Raw genomic sequence first — 16,799 nt, 5'->3', positions numbered from 1 at the left:
GCCATCCTTTTGGAGCAAGAGAATCATGATAGCAATCAGAACCCTGTTGACCCTGACCCTGCTGCTGGGAGTGGGTTATCCGCTGGCGGTGACCGGACTGGCCCAACTGCTGTTCCCTTGGCAGGCCAACGGCAGCCAGCTGACCGACAGCAAACAACAGCTCATCGGTAGCGCCCTGCTGGGGCAGAAATTCGAGCGGGCTGACTATTTCCATCCCCGTCCCTCCGCCAGCGACTTCAACACCATAGGCGGCAGCGCCAGCAATCTGGGGATGAGCTCACCGCTGCGGGCCGAGTTTGCCGAACAGGCCGCCAAGGCACAGCCGGGAACCAGTTCCCCCGCCATGCTGACCCGCTCCGCCTCCGGCCTCGATCCCCACCTGCCACTGGATGCGGTGCTGGCTCAGGTCGACCGCGTCGCCAAAGAACGTGGACTGGATCCCGCCCAACTGACGGAGCAGGTCAAGTCGGCCACACAAGCTGGTATCCTTGGCCCGCAGGTGGTCAACATTCTCCAGCTGAATCTGCAACTGGATCATAAAAAGGGCGCCTGATGGCGCCCATTCCGGTTTGGTGATGACCTCGATTTTCGAAACGGGCGGTTGGCTCGATAGGGATAACAATGGCTGATGTAGCAAGCGCTGATGCCCTGCTGACGAGTCTGATGCAGGAGCATGGGGATGCGTGATGAGGTAAGGGCCGACGCCCTGCTGGCGAGCCTGGAACAGGAGCACAAGGGCAAGCTGAAGGTGTTTCTCGGCGCCGCTCCCGGCGTGGGCAAGACCTACGCCATGCTGCAGGCGGTGCGGGAGCAGGCCAAAGAGGGGGTAGACATCCTGATCGGCGTGGTGGAGACCCACGGCAGGCAGGAGACGCTGGCTCTGCTCGACAAGCTCGCCATCATGCCGCGCAAGATCCACATGCACCGCCAGCAGCGACTGGAGGAGATGGATCTCGACGGCCTGCTCGCCCGCAAACCTGCCATCGCCGTGGTGGACGAGCTGGCCCACAGCAACGCCCCCGGCAGCCGCCACGAGAAGCGCTGGCAGGATGTGGAGGAGCTGCTCAACGCCGGGATCGACGTCTACACCACCCTCAACGTGCAGCATCTGGAGAGTCTCAACGATCTGGTGTGGCAGCTGACCGGGGTCAGGGTGAAAGAGACCCTGCCCGATCAGGTGCTGCTGGAAGCCGACAGTCTGGTGCTGATCGACCTGCCCCCCAAAGAGCTGCTCGGCCGCCTCAAGGAGGGCAAGGTCTATGTGCCCCATCAGGCCAAGGCGGCGCTGCAATCCTTCTTCTCCCTCAACAACCTCACCGCATTGCGGGAGCTGGCGATGCAGACTGCCGCCAGCCATGTGGAGGGCGATCTGCAACTGCAGTGGCAGGCAGCAGGCAAGAGCACCTTGCCGCTGCGGGGCAAGCTGATGGTTTGCCTCGGTGACCTGCACGGCTCGGCGCTGGTGCGCTACGGCCACCGCTTTGCCCAGCGCCGCCAACTCCCCTGGCTGGTGGTGCATGTCGACAGCAATGGCCGCCGCTCGGCCGATGTGGAACAAGCGCTGGCGCTCGCCTCTCACCTCGGTGCCAAGGTGCTGACCCTCTCCAGTCCGGCGGTCGCCAACACCCTGCTGGAGACCGCCGAACAACAGCAGGTCTCCCAGCTGCTGCTCGGCAAACCTCACAAGGCGCCGTGGCGTCGCTCGCTGGTGCAACACCTGCTCAAGCAGGCGCAGGGGCTCGAAATCACGCTGGTCGATACCGAGAAGCAAAATCCCGAAGTGGGGATGCGCATCCCGACCCCGAAGGATATTCACCACAGCCTGCTGGCGGTGACCATCATGGGGATCACCTCGGCCGCTGCCTGGGGGCTCTCCTACTGGCTGCCACCCGCAGCGTTGCCGCTCATCTTTGTACTGGGGGTGCTGGCGACTGCCCTCACAACCAGTCTGGTGCCCGCCACGCTGGCGGCTGTGCTGGGCTTTATCGCCCACAATCTGCTCTTCACCGCCCCCTACTTCTCCCTGAGCGTCGCCAACCACAGCGACCTGCTCACCCTGTTTGTGCTGCTTATCGTCGGCATGACGGCGGGGCGCCTCGCCTCCCGCCAGCGGCAACAGCTGATCGGTCTGCGCGAGACCCAGCAGCTGGGCAATGCCCTGCTCTCCCTCAGTCAGGGGCTGGCGACCGCCAGCAGCCCGGAGGAGGTGCTTAGACAAGGTGCCCAGGCCATTTCACTGGCGCTCGGCCAGCCAACCGTGGTGATCGACAAGGAGTTCAACGACAGGCTCGGCAACGAGAAGCACAGGCCCGGCCAGACCGACAAGGCGGCCATCGACTGGTGTCTGGCCCAGAAGCAGAGCGCCGGAGCCCACACCGCCACCCTCAATGCTGCCGAGGCCCAGTATCACCACCTCAGCGACGATCTGGTGATCGGCATAACGCTGGCCAATCCGCTCTCCTCCTCTGCCGAACACCAGCTGCAGGCTCTGCTCACCGATATTCGCGCCGCGCTGGCGCGGATCGACCTCAACGAGCGGCTGGCCGACAGCCAGTTGCAGGCGGAGACCGACCGGATGCGCGCAGCCCTGCTCTCCTCGGTCTCCCACGATTTGAAAACGCCGCTGGCGACCATCATGGGGGCTGGCAGCACCCTGCTGGAATATGGTGACCGGATCCCCGCCGAAGACCGTGACGAACTGCTCCACTCGGTGCAGGAGGAGGCGCGCCGCCTCCACAGCTATGTGCAGAATCTGCTGGATATGACCCGCATCGGCTCCCCCGACTTCCAGCTGAAACGGGACTGGGTCGATCTGGCGGATCTGGTGGAGAGCGCCCGCAAGCGGCTCGACTCCTCCTGGCGCCAGCACAAGCTGCTGGTCCATTTCGATCAGCATGTGCCCCAGCTCTATGTCCATGGCGCCCTGATCGAGCAGGTGCTGGTCAACATCCTCGACAACGCCTCCCGTTACTCGCCGGCTGGCACCCCCATCGAGTTCAAGGTGATGGTGGCCGAACCCGACCTCATCATCGACATCATCGATATCGGGGTCGGTATCGCCGAGTCGGATCGGGAGAAGATCTTCAATCTCTTCTACACCCAGCCAGTTGGCGATTGCGGCAGCCGCGGCACCGGGCTTGGCCTCGCCATTTCCCGCGCTATGATAGAGGCCCACGGCGGCAAGATTTGGGCCTTCTCCGGCCCCAATGGCAACGGAACCTGCATGCGCATCTCCCTGCCGCTCGCGCTCAATTCACCGGAGGTCTGATGGCGCACATTCTGGTCATAGATGATGAAGCGGCGATCCGTCGCTTTCTGCGGATCAGCCTGATTGCCGAGGGCCATCAGGTGAGTGAGGCGGTGGGGGTCAATGAAGGGCTGGAGCAGTATCGCCACCTCAACCCCGATCTGGTGATCCTCGATCTCGGTCTGCCGGATGGCGATGGCATTCAGGTGTTGCAGGCCATTCGCGAACACCACCCCAATCCTGTGCTGGTGTTGTCGGCCCGTGATTCGGAGCAGGAGAAGGTGCGACTGCTGGATGCCGGTGCCAACGACTACATGAGCAAGCCGTTTGGCATCGGCGAGATGATGGCCCGCATTCGCGTGCTCTTGCGCCAGCGGGCTGGTGTCAGCAGTGGCGAGCGGCGCCACTTCCCCCAGTGTGGCCTGACGCTCGATATCAGCAGCCACAAGGTGACCATGAAGGAGGAGGAGATCCCCCTCTCCCGCAAGGAGTTCGCCCTGTTGCAGGCGCTGGTGTGCCACCCCGGCAAGCTGGTGATGCAGACCCAGCTGCTCAATGACATCTGGGGGCCGAGCCACAAGGAGGACACCCACTACCTGCGCATCGTCATCGCCAGCCTGCGCAAAAAGCTGGGGGATAACCCCCAGCAACCGACGCTTATCGAGACCGAATCAGGTATCGGCTACCGCTTTATCGGCAACTGATGTTTCACGTGGAACGACGCCCACTGCAAATCAGCGCCAGCAGACCGCAGCCACTCAGCAACAGGCCGAGATCCTGCAATCCGGCCGCCACCGCCAACCCCAGACTGAGCAGCAGGTAGTAGCCAAGCCCGAACAGGGCGCCAGCACTGCCTGCAACTTCGCGATAGGCCAGCAGCGCCTGACTCAGCACATTGGGAATCGCCAGCCCAAAAGCGATGACTACACCCATCATGGGCAACAGGAACCAGAGGCTGGCCTGAGTCGCGCAGACCAGCAGCCCGGCGACCAGCGCCAGAGCGCAAGCCAGTCTGACCAGAGAGGACGGCAGCCACCCTCTCCCCAGCAGATGCTTGTTGAGCAGGCTGCCGAGCAGGGTCGCCAGTGCCAGCAAGATCCCCGAGTAGCCAAACTCGCCGGTGCTCAATCCCAATCCGGCAAACAGGAACGGGGCCAGACTGTAGTAGCCAAACAGCATGGTGTTGAACAGGGCGACCAACATGGCACTGCGCCAGAGTCCGCCATCCTTCATCATCCGGCACGCCAGCGGCCAGAGTGCGACTCGCTGGCTGGTGGCCGGACGGGTTTCCGGCAGCTGCCAGCAGGTCACCAGCAGCAAACCTACCGCCAGGACCAGCAGACCGCTGAACACTCCGAGATAGCCGAACCCGCTCGCCAGCTGGCCACCACTGAGCAGCCCCAGCACTGGGCTCAGTGAGAGCGCAATTCCCATCACCGAGAAGACCCGCGCCAGATCGCTGCCCTGATAGCTGTCACGCAGCATGGTCTGGGTCACCACGGAGCCCACCGCAGCGCCAAAGGCCGAGATAATCCGGGCCAGCAGCAGGGTTTCAAACTGATTGGCCAGCAGCGCCAGCAGGGTGCCTACACCATAGGTGAGCAGACCGGCCAGCATGGCGGGACGCCGCCCAATCAGATCGCAGAGCCGTCCCCAGCAGACCACGCCCACCGCAAACGCCAGAAAATAGACCGACAGAGTCTGGGATGCCTGCCCCTCGCTCACCCGAAACTGGGTGGCGATGTGGGTCAGGACCGGGCTGTAGATGGTCTCCACAATTTGGGGAAACATCATCAACCCCACCACCAGCCAGAGCGGTGGCAACTTGTTGTTCATGACAAACCTCCTTCACAAGAGGTCGCCATTCTAGAGAGATTCAGATTGTCTGATTACAATAAGCAGGACTATAAACATCAAAAATAGGACATATGGCCTTTATTCTTCCCGATCACCCTTTTGACCCCGACCAGCTGACGGGCAGCGTGATCGGCATCGCCTCCGCCCTCGGTTGGCACGACTCGGGCCTGCATCAACATCAACGCCATCAGCTGCTGTTCGCCCAATCCGGCTGCATGACCATGGAGCTGGAAGGTCGGGTTTGCCTGCTGCCGCCCACCCGTGCCGCCTGGCTACCTGCGGGCACTGCCCACCGGGTATTGATGCGTGGTGTGGTGGCCTACCGCTCACTCTACTTCCAGCCGCACCCCGAGTTGCCCGGCACGGTGGAGGTGCTGGCGGTCAATCCGCTGCTGCACGAACTGATCGAGCGGATGGCGCTCTGGCCGTGGGACAAACCGCAAGAGCAGCAGCAACGGACAGTGGCACTGTTTATGGAGGAGTTGGGGCAGGCGCCACGGGAGTCGTGGCAGTTGCCGCTACCGACCGATCCCAGACTGGGTGACTGGCTACAGCAGTTGAAACGGGGAGATGCCCTGCCCGATCGGCTCAACCGGCTGGCCGAACGGGTGGGTGCCAGTGACAAGACCATTGGCCGCATCTTCATGCGGGAGACCGGCATGAGCTATCAGGCGTGGCGTCAGCAGTGGCGGCTGTTGCGCGCCATGGAGCTGCTGGCCGAAAGCGAACCCATCAGCCGGATTGCCGCTGCGCTGGAGTTCTCCAGCGACAGCGCCTTCATCAGCTTCTTCAAACAACATACGGGACAGACCCCCCTGCGCTACCTCAACTCTCGGGGTGAGTCGCCACAGCCTGACTCGCCTCCACCACCAGGGTATCCAGCGCCAGCGGCTTGAGATTGTGCAACGCATCCTGCACCACGGCATGAGATGCCTGTTGCAACTCGCTCTGCACATCTTGCTCCAGTTGGGCACTCTCCAGCTCGGGCCGCGGGTTTTCGTTGGCCATCACGTTCAGGCTCAGGGCACTCACAATCAGGGTAGCGATCAGGCTTTTCATCTGGTTTGCTCCGGTATGGTTGAGATGACCAGATAGCTATTCCAATAGTTGTGCCAATCCTCACGCAATTCATAACATTATGATTTTGTTTAAATTAACTATATCTCGATACCAAATTGAGTCGCAAAATGCATCCCGCACGGTCATTTTTAAACCAACAGTTGGTGCTTTTAACCACGCTTGATTTTTGCACCATGTTCCACGTGGAACGTCCCATCTTTTTGATCGACACCCGCTTTTAAACTGAGCTATGGTGCTACATCCCCGTAACTCAATTCTGGATCTGTCACTGAATGGAATTTTCCTTGTTCGGCGAGAAATTCACTCGCCACGCCGGTATTACCCAACTCATGGATGACCTCAATCAGGGGCTGACCAATCCGGACGCCATCATGCTGGGTGGCGGCAATCCGGCCCCCATCCCCGCCATGCTGGAACGCTTTCAGGCCGAGGCCAAGAGCCTGCTCGACAACGGCGAGCTGGTCAAAGCGATGGCCAACTACGACGGCCCACAGGGCAAAGACAGGTTCACCAAAGCGCTGGCAGCCCTGCTCAGCAAGGAGCTGGGCTGGGATATCTCGGCTCGCAATATCGCCCTGACCAACGGCAGCCAGAATGCCTTCTTCTACCTGTTCAACCTGCTGGCCGGCGAATTTGCCGATGGCCGCAAGAAGAAGGTGCTGTTCCCGCTCGCCCCCGAATACATCGGCTATGCCGACTCGGCGCTGGCCGACGACTACTTCGTGGCCTACAAACCCACCATCGAGAAGCTGCCCGATGGCCAGTTCAAATACCACGTGGATTTCGAGAGCCTGCAGGTAGGTGACGATATCGGGGTGATCTGCGTCTCCCGCCCGACCAACCCGACCGGCAACGTGCTGACCGACGAAGAGATCGAACACCTCGACCAGATCGCCCGCGACAAGGGAATCCCGCTGCTGATCGACAACGCCTACGGCGTTCCCTTCCCGGGCATCATCTTCAGCGAAGCCAAGCCGTTCTGGAACGCCAACACCATCCTCTGCATGAGCCTCTCCAAACTCGGCTTGCCGGGCACCCGCTGCGGCATCGTCATCGCCGACGAGAAGATCATTCAGGCCATCACCAACCTGAGCGGCATCATCAATCTGGCGCCGGGCAGTCTGGGGCCTGCCATCACCATCCCGATGATCGAGAGCGGCGAGATCATCACCCTCAGCGAACAGGTGGTGAAGCCCTTCTATCAGCAGAAGGCGGAGCTGGCGGTGCAACTGCTGCGCGAGGCGATCCCCGACCCGCGCTTCCATATCCACAAGCCGGAAGGCGCCCTCTTCCTCTGGCTCTGGTTTGAAGGCTTGCCGATCCACTGTCAGGAACTCTATGAGCGACTGAAGGCGAAGAACCTGCTGATCGTGCCGGGTCACTACTTCTTCCCCGGCATCGACGACCCAGAGTGGCGCCACAGCCAGGAGTGCATCCGCCTCAACTACTCCCAGAGCGAGGAGCTGGTGCGCCGCGGTATCGCCATTCTGGCGGACGAGATCAACGCTCTCTACGCTGGTTAATCCAATCCGGCGATACAAAAACAGAAAGGCCTGCAGATGCAGGCCTTTGTCATTTATCGCGATCCGGTTTGCTTAGCCGGGCAGCGCCAGCTGCTCGGGTTTGCCGATAGGGATGGCGCGGGGCTTGAGCGCCTCCGGCAGTTCGCGTGCCAGATCGATGGTCAGCAGACCATGCTCCAGCTTGGCGCCCTGCACTTCCACGTGCTGGCTCAGCTTGAAGGCGAGCTCGAAGTCACGCTCGGCAATCCCCTGATGGAGGAACTGACGCTCACCGGCCGCAGCCCCTTTGCGCCCCTTCACCTTGAGGGTGCCGTTTTCGGTCTCCAGCTCCAGCTCTTCGCGCTCGAAGCCAGCCACGGCGACCGTGATGCGATAGCCATCCTGATCACGCTTTTCAATGTTGTACGGGGGGTAAGCGGCGGTCTTCTGCTCGAACAGACCTTCCAGCTCACGGGCCATCCGCTCGAAGCCGACGGCGTTGGAATAGAGATGAGAAAAATCGAGGTTACGCATAATCCTATCCTTCTAATAAGCAACAGGTTCAACTCTCCACAGGCCCGTCATCGGCACCCGGGAAATTTTAAAATTTCAGTGAATTCAAGCTATCAGCCGTTGATCTCGATCTTGCGCGGCTTCATCGCCTCGGGCACTTCACGCACCAGCTCGATGTGCAGCAAGCCGTTTTTCAGGTCGGCCCCTTTCACCCGCACATAGTCGGCCAGCTGGAAGCGGCGCTCGAAACCACGTTCGGCGATCCCCTGATAGAGATAGTTGCGCCCGGTGTCGGCCTGCTTGTTGCCCTTCACCGTCAGCAGATTTTCCTGGAAGCTCAGCTCCAGCTCTTCCTGAGTAAAGCCCGCCACCGCCATGCTGATGCGGTAGTCGCTGTCACCCAACTGCTCGATGTTGTAGGGGGGATAACCGGCATTGCCATTGCTTGCCGCAGATTCGATGAGATTAGCCAGACGATCGAAACCGATGGCAGAACGATAGAGCGGAGAAAAGTCGATAGAACGCATAGTATTACCCTCATATGAGCGATAACGGATTGTTTGCCCTCCTTATGGACGGGCACCCGGTCGAAACCTCTATCGAGCGTTCCGGCCTTGTTACCTATATAGGGGCTCACTTTTTCCTTTCAAGGGGATTTTTTCAAATTTTTTAAATGGCCGCACCGACCTGTAGAACATCAACCTGTTGGCCCGATAGTGACGATAATCGACCCGTGGGCCACTGATGGCAACTCGCTTAGCGCCCCATAATTGGTTGCATATCCACCAGCCAACATGGAGCCATCCCATGAAGATTACCCAGGTTCGCAACGCCACCTTGCTGCTCGACTATGCCGGCACCCGCTTTCTGATCGACCCCATGCTCTCTGCCAAGGGGGCCTTCCCCGGCTTTGAGGGCACCGCCAACAGCCATCTGCGCAATCCGCTGGTCGAGCTGCCGCTACCGATCGATGAGCTGGTCGATGTGGACGCCGTTATCGTCACCCACGACCATCCCGACCACTGGGATGACGCAGCCAGAGCCCTGATCCCCAAGCATCTGCCGCTCTTGGTGCAACATCAGAAGGATGCCGATGCCATTCGTGCCAGTGGCTTTGAGGATGTGCGCCTGCTGAGCGACCAGCCCGAGTTTGCCGGCATTCGCCTGCAGCAGACTGGTGGCCAGCACGGCAGCGACCAGTTGATGGCGGTACTGGGCGAGCGCATGGGAGAAGTGTGCGGCGTGATCTTCTCCCATCCCGATGAACAGAGCCTCTATCTGGCCGGTGATACCATCTGGCATCCCTCGGTCGAGCAAGCCCTGCAACAGCATCAACCCGAGGTCATCATCCTCAACTGTGGTGATGCACAGGTGCCCGGGCTCGGTTCCATCATCATGGGCAAGGAAGATGTCGCCGCCGTATATCAGGCCGCACCGCAAGCCACGCTGATCGCCAGCCATATGGAGGCGGTCAACCACGCCGTGCTGTCACGCCAGGAGCTGCGCAACTATCTGGCGGTACAGGGCATGATGGATCGGGTACGGGTGCCGGAAGATGGCGAGGCGATATCACTGTGACCCGCAGGAGGGCCATGCCAGACATGGCCCTTCGGCTTTCACATCCTGACGTTTATGATGAGTGGTCTGCGCGCAGAGAGGAGCCAACATAATGCCCACCCCGATCGTTGCCGTGGTGACCTTCGATCACTTCAGCCCTTTTCACTGCGCCGTCCCCTGCCTCATCTTCGGCGATATCCTGCCGAGCCAGCCGCTGTTCGAGCTCAAGATCTGCTGCGGTGATGGCAACCACCACTCACACTCGGCGCAAGGCTTCACCATTCAGGCGCCCCATGGGCTGGAGATGCTGGCCGAGGCGGAGATCATCGTCATCCCCTTCTGGCACGACCCGGCAGCACAGCCACCCGCAGCGCTGCTCGATGCCCTGATTGCCGCCAGAGCCAGAGGTGCCCGGCTGGTCGGGCTCTGTCTTGGCACCTATGTGCTCGCCTACGCCGGGCTACTTAATGGTCGCAAAGCATCGACCCACTGGGAGTACGAACAGGATTTCTGCCGCCGCTTTCCTTGCGTGCAGCTCGATACCAACGCCCTCTATGTGGATGACGATGGGCTGGTCACCTCGGCAGGTACCGCCGCCGGACTGGACTGCTGCCTCTATCTGGTACGCCAGTACCACGGCTCGGCCATCGCCAACAAGGTGGCGCGGCGGCTGGTGATCCCGCCTCACCGAGAAGGGGGCCAAGCCCAGTTTATCGAACAGCCGGTGCCCGCCTCCACTCGCGATGTCAGGATGAACCAGTTGCTCGATCACCTGCGTGCCCATCTGGCCGAACCCCACACCCTGGATTCCCTGGCGGCCCACACCCTGATGAGTCGACGCACCTTTACCCGCCGTTTTCATCAGGCTACCGGCCTCTCGGTGGGTGAATGGCTGCTGGCGGAGCGGCTCAGGCGCAGTCAGGAGTTGCTGGAGGTAAGCGGCCATTCCATCGATCGCATCGCCGAGCTGGTCGGCTTCAAGAGTGCCACCTCCCTGCGCAATCACTTCCGCGCGCGCTTTGCCATCTCCCCCAGCGAGTGGCGACGATCTTTTCGTGGCAACAATGTCTGATGACATCCTCTATACCCGCTCACTCCGCCATGGCAGGCTAACCAGAAATCCCGAGGAGTCATCCCATGTCCCGTTCCGAACGCCTGCTGGCCCTGCTCCAGCTGCTGCGCGGCCACCGTTACGCCATCACTGGCACAGAACTGGCCAGCCAGCTTGGCATCAGCCTGCGCACCCTCTATCGGGATATCGCCACCCTGCAGGCGCAAGGTGCCCATATCGAGGGTGAACCAGGGATCGGCTATGTGCTGCGTCCCGGCTTCATGCTGCCGCCATTGATGTTCAGTGAAGAGGAGCTGGATGCACTGGTGCTGGGGTCGCGTTGGGTCGTTGCCCACGGTGACGAAGCCTTGAGTGCATCGGCCAGCAGTGCGCTGGCCAAGATAGAAGCCGTGCTGCCCGCCGACTATCGCCAGCAGCTCCAGAGCAATGCCCTGCTGATCGGCACCTCCCGCAGCGACCCCCTCACCGATGAAGCCCCGCTGCGCTGCGCCATCCGCAAGCAACGCAAGGTGATCCTGGGCTATCGCGATCTCAAGGATGAGGCCTCTGAGCGCACCGTCTGGCCCTTTGCCCTCGGCTACTTCGAACAGGTGCGGGTACTGGTGGCCTGGTGCGAACTGCGTCAGGGCTTTCGCCACTTTCGGGTCGATCGCATCACCCGGATGCAGCCGCAAGATTGCCGCTATCCAAAAAGCAGAGAGAGCCTGCTGAAAGCGTGGCGCGCCACCCAGCAGATCCCGCAGCCGAAATTCATTGCTGACAGAAACTGACAGCAGGTAGCGCCATGCTGACGGGGTCGGCGCCGATGCGCCATCTCATCAGCAAGGAGCATCACCATGTTAGTCCCCCAGTTCACCATCCTCTACGTTACCAATCCGACCCGCAGCGCGCTCTTCTACCGCGAGTTGTTCGGGCGTGAACCGGTGGAGGATTCACCTACCTTTGCCATGTTCGTGTTCGAATCGGGCGCCAGACTGGCACTCTGGTCCAGCGCCACAGTTGAACCTGCCGTGACCCAAACGGCCGGAGCGATGGAGCTGGCCTTCGCCCTCCCCGATGATGATGCCGTCGATCGCCTGTCTGCCGAGTGGCTGGCGCGCGGGCTCACCCTGATCCAGGCGCCGACCAAGATGGAGTTTGGCTACACCTGCATGGCCCTCGATCCGGATGGCCATCGTCTGCGCCTCTACTGCCTGGCACCTGAGCTTGGTTAATCGGGTTCAATGTTCCACGTGGAACGAGCAACGTCCTCCACAGAAAAACAAAAAGCCGCTCTTGTGAGCGGCTTTTTATTGCAATCAGCGATTCTGATTAGACGTCGAGGTTGGCTACGCGCAGGGCGTTGGTCTCGATAAAGTCACGACGCGGCTCTACTGCATCCCCCATCAGGGTGGAGAAGAGCTGGTCGGCACCGACGGCGTCGTCGATGGTGACGCGCAGCATGCGGCGGGCTTCCGGATCCATGGTGGTTTCCCACAGCTGGTCCGGGTTCATCTCACCCAGCCCTTTATAGCGCTGGATGTAGATGCCGCGTTTGCCTTCGCCCATCAACCACTCGACGGCTTCCACGAAGTTGGCAACCGGCTTCACCTTCTCGCCACGCTTGATGAAACCACCTTCCTCGATCAGGTTGGCGATCTCCTTGCCCAGCGAGACCAGTTGACGGTACTCACCGGATTGCAGGAAGTCGTAGCTGAGCGGATATTCGCGGTCGACACCGTGCTGACGTACCACGGCGTGCGGCACGTACAGGCTGCGCTCTTCGTCACGACGAACCTGGATCTGATACTGGATACCGTGGTTGCTCTCGTTGAGCACGGCTTCCATACCCTGACACCAGGCCAGCAGATCGCTCTCGCTGTTCAGCAGAGCTTCGTTCAACTCCGGCTGATAGATCAGCTGGGTCAGCACGGCTTCCGGCGCACGACGAGACATGCGGGTAATCAGGTGAGTCACCGAGCGGTGCTGGTTGACCAGACGCTCCAGCGCCTCGCCACCGATGGCCGGGGCAGACTCGTTGACGTGCAGGGTAGCACCGTCCAGCGCCATGGCGGTCTGGTACTGCAGCAGCGCGTCTTCGTCTTTCAGGTACTGCTCCTGCTTGCCCTTCTTCACCTTGTAGAGCGGCGGCTGGGCGATGTAGACGTAGCCACGTTCGATGATTTCCGGCATCTGACGATAGAAGAAGGTCAGCAGTAGGGTTCGGATGTGCGCACCATCAACGTCCGCATCGGTCATGATGATGATGTTGTGATAACGCAGCTTGTCCGGGTTGTACTCGTCGCGACCGATACCGCAACCCAGTGCGGTGATCAGGGTGCCCACCTCTTGCGAGGAGATCATCTTGTCGAAACGGGCCTTCTCTACGTTCAGGATTTTACCCTTGAGCGGCAGGATGGCCTGGTTTTTACGGTTGCGACCCTGCTTGGCGGAACCGCCAGCAGAGTCCCCTTCCACTATGTAGAGTTCGGAAAGAGCCGGGTCTTTTTCCTGACAGTCAGCCAGCTTGCCGGGCAGACCGGCGATATCCAGCGCGCCTTTGCGGCGGGTCAGCTCGCGGGCTTTGCGGGCCGCTTCACGGGCACGGGCCGCATCGATGATCTTGTTGACCACGATCTTGGCATCGCCCGGGTTTTCCAGCAGGAAGTCAGCCAGCTTCTCACCCATCGCCTGTTCAACGGCAGTCTTCACTTCGGAAGAGACCAGCTTGTCTTTGGTCTGGGAGGAGAACTTGGGATCCGGCACCTTGACGGAGATAACGGCAATCAGACCTTCACGCACGTCGTCGCCACTGGCGGCAGACTTGGCCTTCTTGCTGTAGTCCTCTTTGTCCATATAGGAGTTCAGAGTACGGGTCAGCGCGGTACGGAAACCAACGAGGTGAGTACCACCATCCCGCTGCGGGATGTTGTTGGTGAAGCAGTAGACCCCTTCCTGATAGGCGTCGTTCCACTGCATCGCCACTTCAACGCCGATACCATCCTGCTCGGTGGTGAAATGGAACACCTTCGGGTGGATCGGGGTCTTGTTCTGGTTCAGGTATTCAACGAACGCCTTGATGCCACCCTCGTAGCAGAAATGCGCCTCGCGGCCATCACGCTCGTCTTGCAGACGGATGGAGACACCGGAGTTGAGGAAGGAGAGCTCGCGCAGCCGCTTGGCCAGGATCTCGTAATGGAACAGGGTATCGCTGAAAATGGCCGGGCTCGGCCAGAAGCGAACTTCGGTACCGGTGCCGGTGCTGTCGCCAATCTGCTTGAGCGGCGCCTGTGGCTCACCCAGATGATAGGTCTGCTCGTAGACGTGACCGTTACGACGAATGGTCAGCAGCAGCTTGTCAGAGAGGGCGTTAACTACCGAGACACCCACGCCATGCAGGCCGCCGGATACCTTGTAGGAGTTGTCATCAAACTTACCGCCAGCGTGCAGCACGGTCATGATGACCTCTGCGGCGGAGCGGCCCTCCTCCTCGTGCATGTCTACCGGGATACCCCGGCCATTGTCACGCACAGAGACAGAACCGTCGGAATGGATCTTGACCAGAATATCGGAGCAGTAGCCAGCGAGCGCCTCGTCAATGGAGTTATCGACGACCTCGAACACCATGTGGTGCAGACCCGAGCCATCATCCGTATCGCCGATATACATCCCCGGGCGCTTGCGGACCGCATCCAGGCCCTTCAGCACCTTGATATTCGAGGAGTCGTAAGTATTTTCACTCATAGCTTACTCTCTGCCTTCTCTAACGTTTCGGAGATTTTACCCTGTTCCACGTGGAACAACTTGCAGTCATTCGCATCCATCATGTCTGCGAGCTGACCGGTGTCGATGGCGGTGATAAACACCTGGGACGCACACTGCTTCAGCCTTGCGGCCAGCAAGCGGCGCTTGTCGACATCCAGTTCAGAGGCAAAATCGTCAATTAAAAAAATACAGCCACGGCTGCTATGTTGATTCAAATAGAGCCCTTGGGCCAGTCGCATGGCGCAGACCAGCAACTTCAGCTGACCCCGGGACAAAATATCCTGAGCGGGTACCCCGTTCGCCTTGAGGCGCACATCGGCTTTCTGTGGACCGACACCGGTATAGCCCAGCGCCCGATCCCGCTCAAACCCCGCCTCCAGCAGATCGCCGAGGGGAGTATCTTTCTCCCAGCCCCGGTAAAAGCCGAGACTGATATCGAATTCCGGCAGAAAATCCGCCGTCATCTCCTTGATCAGGGGCGTAATGGCCTGACAATAACTGGCGCGAAACTCGGCCAGCTCACCACCCAGCCGCACCAACTCCTGATCCCAGAACGCCAGCTGGCGGTACTGGGTGCTCTGGCGCAGCAGCGCATTGCGCTGTTTCAGCAGCCGCCGCACTCGTCCCCAGAGGGCAAAGAAGGTCGGCTCCTGATGGAAAACGCCCCAATCGAGCCAGGCGCGGCGAGCCTGAGGCCCGCCCGTCAGCAGGTTGAAGCCATCGGGATGGATCAACTGCACCGGCAACAGCTCCGCCAAATCGGCCAGCCGCTGGGCCTGCGCCCCGGCAATCTTGAGCTGGGTCTCGCCACTCTTGTCTTTGGCAAGACCGATCGGTACCTGACGCCCCTCCAGCTCGCACTGGGCAAACAGGGTAAATGCCCTCTCCCCCTGGCGGATAACCCGCCCGGTCAAATGAGTGCGAAAGGAGCGCCCCAGACCAAGGTAGTGAATGGCTTCCAGCACGCTGGTCTTGCCGCTGCCATTACACCCGACCAGAATGTTGAGGCCGGGCGACAGCTTGAGACTGGCTTGCTGGATATTGCGAAAGTCGCTGAGCTGGAGTTTGACCAGGGACACGACTAGATCCGCATCGGCATCACCACGTACTGAGCATCCTGATGTTCAAAATCCTCAATAATGGCACTGCTGATGGAATCGCTCAGGCTAATCCGAATTTGGTCACATTTTAACGTATTCAGCACGTCGAGCACATAAGAGACGTTAAAGCCGATCTCCATCTCGCCAGCGGCATATTGTACGTCAAGCAGCTCTTCGGCTTCTTCCTGTTCCGGGTTGTTGGCGGTGATGCGCAGCAGGTTTTCCTGCAGATTGAGACGCACCCCACGGAATTTCTCGTTGGAGAGGATGGCGGCGCGGGCAAACGCCTGACGCAGATCCTCACGGCCGGCGATCAGGGCCTTGTCGCTGTTGCGCGGAATGACGCGGCGCCAATCCGGGAAGCGGCCATCCACCAGCTTGGAGGTGAAGATGAAGCCGTCCAGCGCAGCACGCAGGTTGCTGCGGCCGATCTGCAGCCGCACCGGCTTGTCTTCAGCTTCCAGCAGACGCACCAGCTCCAGTACCCCTTTGCGCGGCAGGATAACTTGATGATCGGGCAGCGATTCCCCTACTACCTCGCGGCGGCAGGTGGCCAGACGGTGACCGTCGGTCGCCACAGTGCGCAGACCGTGACCTTCGCTCTCGAACAGCATACCGTTCAGGTAGTAACGAACATCCTGGCTGGCCATGGAGAACTGGGTCGCATCGATCAGCTTCTTCAGCTCCAGCTGGCTGATATCGAACTCGAGCACGGATTCCCAATCCTCGATGTTCGGATACTCGGTCGCCGGCAGGGTCGAGAGGTTGAAGCGGGAGCGACCGGACCGGATGATCAGGCGCTCGCCTTCGGTATTGAGACGGATCTCGGCGCCTTCCGGCAGACCACGGCAGATATCCAGCAGCTTGCGCGCCGGTACTGTGGTGCGGCCATCTTCGCTGGCCCCGTTCAGATAGACCTGACCGATCATCTCTACTTCGAGATCGGTACCGGTCAGTGACAACAGACCGTTGCTGACATCAAGCAGCACGTTGCCGAGGATCGGCAGGGTCGGTCGGCCGCCGAGGGCGCCGGACACCAGTTGCAGAGGACGTAACAGGGCCTCACGGCTAATTTCGAGCTGCATCTGTGCTCTCCGTTATGATTAGGAGGAAAAGATTCGGATCAG

At 60.5% G+C, this 16,799-nt stretch carries 16 protein-coding genes; 9 read left to right on the top strand and 7 right to left on the bottom strand.

The features are described from left to right. The first annotated feature begins 25 nt into the window (after nucleotides 1–25). From ACB042_RS17145 to ACB042_RS17135, 3 genes are all read left to right on the top strand, one after another. Nucleotides 26–553, top strand: a complete 528-nt coding sequence (locus ACB042_RS17145; RefSeq protein WP_005355772.1) for a potassium-transporting ATPase subunit C — start codon at nucleotides 26–28, stop codon at nucleotides 551–553. Between the two features lie 126 nt (nucleotides 554–679). After that, a complete protein-coding gene (locus ACB042_RS17140) occupies nucleotides 680–3,268 on the top strand; it encodes a sensor histidine kinase KdpD (RefSeq protein WP_100644739.1) in 2,589 nt (862 codons plus the stop codon). Further along, nucleotides 3,268–3,951 (top strand): response regulator, encoded by a 684-nt coding sequence (locus ACB042_RS17135; RefSeq protein ID WP_005355774.1) that lies wholly within the window; start codon nucleotides 3,268–3,270, stop codon nucleotides 3,949–3,951. Before ACB042_RS17140 ends, ACB042_RS17135 begins: the two co-directional genes overlap by 1 nt. A gap of 4 nt (nucleotides 3,952–3,955) precedes the next feature. Here ACB042_RS17135 and ACB042_RS17130 read toward each other — a convergent pair whose 3' ends face one another. Next, nucleotides 3,956–5,083, bottom strand: coding sequence for a multidrug effflux MFS transporter (locus ACB042_RS17130; RefSeq protein WP_263718275.1), 1,128 nt, complete (start codon nucleotides 5,081–5,083; stop codon nucleotides 3,956–3,958). Nucleotides 5,084–5,175: 92 nt separating this feature from the next. Here ACB042_RS17130 and ACB042_RS17125 point away from each other — a divergent pair, with 92 nt between their 5' ends. Beyond that, a complete protein-coding gene (locus tag ACB042_RS17125) occupies nucleotides 5,176–6,000 on the top strand; it encodes a helix-turn-helix domain-containing protein (protein ID WP_199428001.1) in 825 nt (274 codons plus the stop codon). Here the strand turns inward: ACB042_RS17125 and ACB042_RS17120 are convergent. Further along, nucleotides 5,930–6,163 (bottom strand): hypothetical protein, encoded by a 234-nt coding sequence (locus tag ACB042_RS17120; RefSeq protein WP_005342304.1) that lies wholly within the window; start codon nucleotides 6,161–6,163, stop codon nucleotides 5,930–5,932. The two genes, ACB042_RS17125 and ACB042_RS17120, sit on opposite strands and share 71 nt — an antisense overlap. Before the next feature lie 293 nt (nucleotides 6,164–6,456). Here ACB042_RS17120 and ACB042_RS17115 point away from each other — a divergent pair, with 293 nt between their 5' ends. Further along, nucleotides 6,457–7,707 (top strand): valine--pyruvate transaminase, encoded by a 1,251-nt coding sequence (locus tag ACB042_RS17115; RefSeq protein WP_139462294.1) that lies wholly within the window; start codon nucleotides 6,457–6,459, stop codon nucleotides 7,705–7,707. Between the two features lie 72 nt (nucleotides 7,708–7,779). Here the strand turns inward: ACB042_RS17115 and ACB042_RS17110 are convergent, their stop codons facing one another. Continuing rightward, the gene (locus tag ACB042_RS17110) at nucleotides 7,780–8,220 is read right to left on the bottom strand and encodes an Hsp20 family protein (protein ID WP_005339297.1); all 441 of its coding nucleotides are present in this window, start codon (nucleotides 8,218–8,220) and stop codon (nucleotides 7,780–7,782) included. A 92-nt stretch (nucleotides 8,221–8,312) separates the two neighbouring features. Beyond that, nucleotides 8,313–8,726 carry an Hsp20 family protein gene (locus tag ACB042_RS17105; RefSeq protein ID WP_040098225.1) on the bottom strand — a complete coding sequence of 138 codons (414 nt, stop codon included), beginning with the start codon at nucleotides 8,724–8,726 and terminating at the stop codon, nucleotides 8,313–8,315. Between the two features lie 280 nt (nucleotides 8,727–9,006). Here ACB042_RS17105 and ACB042_RS17100 point away from each other — a divergent pair, with 280 nt between their 5' ends. The 4 genes from ACB042_RS17100 (at nucleotide 9,007) to ACB042_RS17085 (ending at nucleotide 12,042) form a co-directional block, all read left to right on the top strand. Continuing rightward, entirely contained in the window at nucleotides 9,007–9,777 is a 771-nt protein-coding gene (locus ACB042_RS17100) for an MBL fold metallo-hydrolase (protein WP_371178785.1), read from the top strand. A 91-nt stretch (nucleotides 9,778–9,868) separates the two neighbouring features. Then, a complete protein-coding gene (locus ACB042_RS17095; protein ID WP_371178784.1) occupies nucleotides 9,869–10,828 on the top strand; it encodes a helix-turn-helix domain-containing protein in 960 nt (319 codons plus the stop codon). A 65-nt stretch (nucleotides 10,829–10,893) separates the two neighbouring features. Further along, nucleotides 10,894–11,598 (top strand): YafY family protein, encoded by a 705-nt coding sequence (locus ACB042_RS17090; protein WP_323930592.1) that lies wholly within the window; start codon nucleotides 10,894–10,896, stop codon nucleotides 11,596–11,598. Between the two features lie 66 nt (nucleotides 11,599–11,664). Next, nucleotides 11,665–12,042: a VOC family protein gene (locus ACB042_RS17085; protein ID WP_323930591.1), complete on the top strand. Its 378-nt coding sequence runs from the start codon at nucleotides 11,665–11,667 to the stop codon at nucleotides 12,040–12,042. A gap of 97 nt (nucleotides 12,043–12,139) precedes the next feature. On the opposite strand, the gene gyrB is transcribed toward ACB042_RS17085, so the two are convergent. The 3 genes from gyrB to dnaN are packed head-to-tail and all read right to left on the bottom strand — an operon-like array spanning nucleotide 12,140 to nucleotide 16,757. Beyond that, nucleotides 12,140–14,551, bottom strand: a complete 2,412-nt coding sequence (gene gyrB / locus ACB042_RS17080) for a DNA topoisomerase (ATP-hydrolyzing) subunit B (RefSeq protein ID WP_005357188.1) — start codon at nucleotides 14,549–14,551, stop codon at nucleotides 12,140–12,142. Next, nucleotides 14,548–15,651 carry a DNA replication/repair protein RecF gene (gene recF, locus ACB042_RS17075; RefSeq protein ID WP_005339305.1) on the bottom strand — a complete coding sequence of 368 codons (1,104 nt, stop codon included), beginning with the start codon at nucleotides 15,649–15,651 and terminating at the stop codon, nucleotides 14,548–14,550. The genes gyrB and recF overlap by 4 nt, the downstream gene beginning before the upstream one ends. A 2-nt stretch (nucleotides 15,652–15,653) precedes the next feature. After that, nucleotides 15,654–16,757 (bottom strand): DNA polymerase III subunit beta, encoded by a 1,104-nt coding sequence (gene dnaN / locus ACB042_RS17070; RefSeq protein ID WP_005339306.1) that lies wholly within the window; start codon nucleotides 16,755–16,757, stop codon nucleotides 15,654–15,656. Nucleotides 16,758–16,799 lie beyond the last annotated feature (42 nt).

The organism is Aeromonas sp. S13(2024) (genome assembly GCF_041402405.1).
Lineage (GTDB): Bacteria > Pseudomonadota > Gammaproteobacteria > Enterobacterales > Aeromonadaceae > Aeromonas > Aeromonas veronii.
This window is presented reverse-complemented; position numbering and strand designations above follow the sequence as displayed.

What these genes read in the sequence shown, in the direction of transcription:
- ACB042_RS17125 (WP_199428001.1), top strand. Translation starts at nt 5,176, where the DNA reads ATGGCCTTTATTCTTCCCGATCACCCTTTTGACCCCGACCAGCTGACG.
- ACB042_RS17115 (WP_139462294.1), top strand. Translation starts at nt 6,457, where the DNA reads ATGGAATTTTCCTTGTTCGGCGAGAAATTCACTCGCCACGCCGGTATT.
- ACB042_RS17095 (WP_371178784.1), top strand. Translation starts at nt 9,869, where the DNA reads ATGCCCACCCCGATCGTTGCCGTGGTGACCTTCGATCACTTCAGCCCT.
- gyrB (WP_005357188.1), bottom strand. Translation starts at nt 14,551, where the DNA reads ATGAGTGAAAATACTTACGACTCCTCGAATATCAAGGTGCTGAAGGGC.
- ACB042_RS17120 (WP_005342304.1), bottom strand. Translation starts at nt 6,163, where the DNA reads ATGAAAAGCCTGATCGCTACCCTGATTGTGAGTGCCCTGAGCCTGAAC.
- ACB042_RS17085 (WP_323930591.1), top strand. Translation starts at nt 11,665, where the DNA reads ATGTTAGTCCCCCAGTTCACCATCCTCTACGTTACCAATCCGACCCGC.
- ACB042_RS17135 (WP_005355774.1), top strand. Translation starts at nt 3,268, where the DNA reads ATGGCGCACATTCTGGTCATAGATGATGAAGCGGCGATCCGTCGCTTT.
- ACB042_RS17145 (WP_005355772.1), top strand. Translation starts at nt 26, where the DNA reads ATGATAGCAATCAGAACCCTGTTGACCCTGACCCTGCTGCTGGGAGTG.
- dnaN (WP_005339306.1), bottom strand. Translation starts at nt 16,757, where the DNA reads ATGCAGCTCGAAATTAGCCGTGAGGCCCTGTTACGTCCTCTGCAACTG.
- ACB042_RS17130 (WP_263718275.1), bottom strand. Translation starts at nt 5,083, where the DNA reads ATGAACAACAAGTTGCCACCGCTCTGGCTGGTGGTGGGGTTGATGATG.
- ACB042_RS17140 (WP_100644739.1), top strand. Translation starts at nt 680, where the DNA reads ATGCGTGATGAGGTAAGGGCCGACGCCCTGCTGGCGAGCCTGGAACAG.
- ACB042_RS17090 (WP_323930592.1), top strand. Translation starts at nt 10,894, where the DNA reads ATGTCCCGTTCCGAACGCCTGCTGGCCCTGCTCCAGCTGCTGCGCGGC.
- ACB042_RS17105 (WP_040098225.1), bottom strand. Translation starts at nt 8,726, where the DNA reads ATGCGTTCTATCGACTTTTCTCCGCTCTATCGTTCTGCCATCGGTTTC.
- ACB042_RS17110 (WP_005339297.1), bottom strand. Translation starts at nt 8,220, where the DNA reads ATGCGTAACCTCGATTTTTCTCATCTCTATTCCAACGCCGTCGGCTTC.
- ACB042_RS17100 (WP_371178785.1), top strand. Translation starts at nt 9,007, where the DNA reads ATGAAGATTACCCAGGTTCGCAACGCCACCTTGCTGCTCGACTATGCC.